Consider the following 2,551-nt stretch of genomic DNA (forward strand, 5'->3'; position numbering starts at 1 on the left):
CTCCAGCCCCAGGATGTGATGAGCCGACATCGAGGTGCCAAACAACCCCGTCGATATGGACTCTTGGGGGTTATCAGCCTGTTATCCCCGGCGTACCTTTTATCCGTTGAGCGATGGCCCTTCCACGAGGGACCACCGGATCACTATGACCGACTTTCGTCTCTGCTCGACTTGTCTGTCTCGCAGTCAGGCAGGCTTATGCCATTGCACTCGACGAGCGATTTCCGACCGCTCTGAGCCCACCATCGCGCGCCTCCGTTACTCTTTGGGAGGCGACCGCCCCAGTCAAACTGCCTACCATGCACTGTCCCGGCCCCGGATGACGGAGCGCGGTTAGACATCCATGACGATAAGGGTGGTATTTCAAGGGTGGCTCCACACGAGCTGGCGCCCATGCTTCAACGCCTACCACCTATCCTACACATGCCGACACGAATGCCAGTGCAAAGTTACAGTAAAGGTGCACGGGGTCTTTCCGTCTGACCGCAGGAACCCCGCATCTTCACGGGGAATTCAATTTCACTGAGCTGACGCTGGAGACAGCGGGGAAGTCATTACGCCATTCGTGCAGGTCGGAACTTACCCGACAAGGAATTTCGCTACCTTAGGACCGTTATATTTACGGCCGCCGTTTACCGGGGCTTCAATTCGGTGCTTGCACACCTCCTCTTAACCTTCCGGCACCGGGCAGGCGTCAGACCCTATACGTCATCTTGCGATTTCGCAGAGCCCTGTGTTTTTGGTAAACAGTTGCCACCCCCTGGTCTGTGCCCCTCCCGCCCGCTTGCGCGAACGGAAGGCCTCCTTATTCCGAAGTTACGGAGGTAAATTGCCGAGTTCCTTCAGCGTCATTCTCTCAAGCGCCTTGGTATACTCTACCTGTCCACCTGTGTCGGTTTCGGGTACGGTCTGATGCAGGGGCTATTTCCTGGCGCGGGTTCACCGCCCGGACAATCCAGTAAGTCCGAACGATTTACCCCACGCGTCACCACCTGCTGGCCCACGATTATTAACGTGGTTCCCATCGACTACGCCTTTCGGCCTCGCCTTAGGGGCCGGCTAACCCTGCGAAGATTAACTTTACGCAGGAACCCTTGGACTTTCGGCGACACTGTCTTTCACAGTGTTTCTCGTTACTCATGTCAGCATTCGCACTTCCGATATCTCCAGGATGCCTCACGGCTGTCCCTTCACGGACTTACGGAACGCTCCGCTACCGCTCGCCTTGCGGCGAGCCCAAAGCTTCGGCTCGTGGCTTGAGCCCCGGTACATCTTCGGCGCGGAAACCCTTATTTAGACCAGTGAGCTGTTACGCTTTCTTTAAAGGATGGCTGCTTCTAAGCCAACCTCCTGGTTGTTTTGGGATTTCTACATCCTTTCCCACTTAGCCACGAATTGGGGGCCTTAGCTGTTGGTCTGGGTTGTTTCCCTCTCCACAATGGACGTTAGCACCCACTGTGTGTCTCCCGCATAGTACTTCCAGGTATTCGGAGTTTGGTTAGGTTTGGTAAGTCTGTGGGACCCCCTAGCCCATCCAGTGCTCTACCCCCTGGAGTATTCGTGCGAGGCGCTACCTAAATAGCTTTCGCGGAGAACCAGCTATTTCCGAGTTTGTTTGGCCTTTCACCCCTAACCACAAGTCATCCGAGTCTATTTCAACAGACACCGGTTCGGTCCTCCAGTGCATGTTACTGCACCTTCAACCTGCTCATGGCTAGATCACTCGGTTTCGGGTCTAAAGCAACGAACTGAACGCCCTGTTCAGACTCGCTTTCGCTGCGCCTACGCCTATCGGCTTAAGCTTGCTCGTTACTTTAAGTCGCTGACCCATTATACAAAAGGTACGCAGTCACCCAGGACGAACCTTGGGCTCCTACTGTTTGTAGGTATCCGGTTTCAGGAACTGTTTCACTCCCCTCGTCGGGGTGCTTTTCACCTTTCCCTCACGGTACTGGTTCACTATCGGTCGCTGAGGAGTACTTAGGCTTGGAGAGTGGTCTCCCCGTGTTCAGACAGGATTGCACGTGTCCCGCCCTACTCATGTCTCCTGCATCTCGAAATCCGTACGGGGCTATCACCCACTACGGCCCGACTTTCCAATCGGTTCCGGTTAGAAATACAGAAGAACTGGCCTGGTCCGCGTTCGCTCGCCACTACTAACGGAGTCTCGTTGATGTCCTTTCCTCTGGGTACTTAGATGTTTCAGTTCCCCAGGTTTGCCTTTGTATCCTATGTATTCAGATACAAATACCTTCTTGTGATCTCTGCTAGTCCGAGGACATGCCTCTTCAGACTTGCCTCTTCAGACTTGCCAAATACCGCACGAAAACCCCGGAGCCTTTGTGCAGGCCCAAAGATTTCCTCGGATTAACAGAGATCGAAGGTGGGTTTCCCCATTCGGAAATCCGCGGATCAAAGCTTGTTCGCAGCTCCCCACGGCTTATCGCAGCGTACCACGTCCTTCATCGCCTCTCAGCGCCAAGGCATCCACCGAATACCCTTAAGGCACTTGATCGCTCTCATTATCGATGCCCACCGCTCGGCAGCGGCC

The 2,551-nt window shown here is 54.8% G+C and carries 1 rRNA gene; it reads right to left on the reverse strand.

Features of this window, described 5'->3' with window-relative positions:
- Positions 1 to 2,515 (reverse strand): 23S ribosomal RNA (locus FMZ75_RS20960); the annotation flags it as partial.
- Positions 2,516 to 2,551 lie beyond the last annotated feature (36 nt).

The organism is Methylosinus sp. RM1, from assembly GCF_011378635.1.
GTDB lineage: Bacteria > Pseudomonadota > Alphaproteobacteria > Rhizobiales > Beijerinckiaceae > Methylosinus > Methylosinus sporium.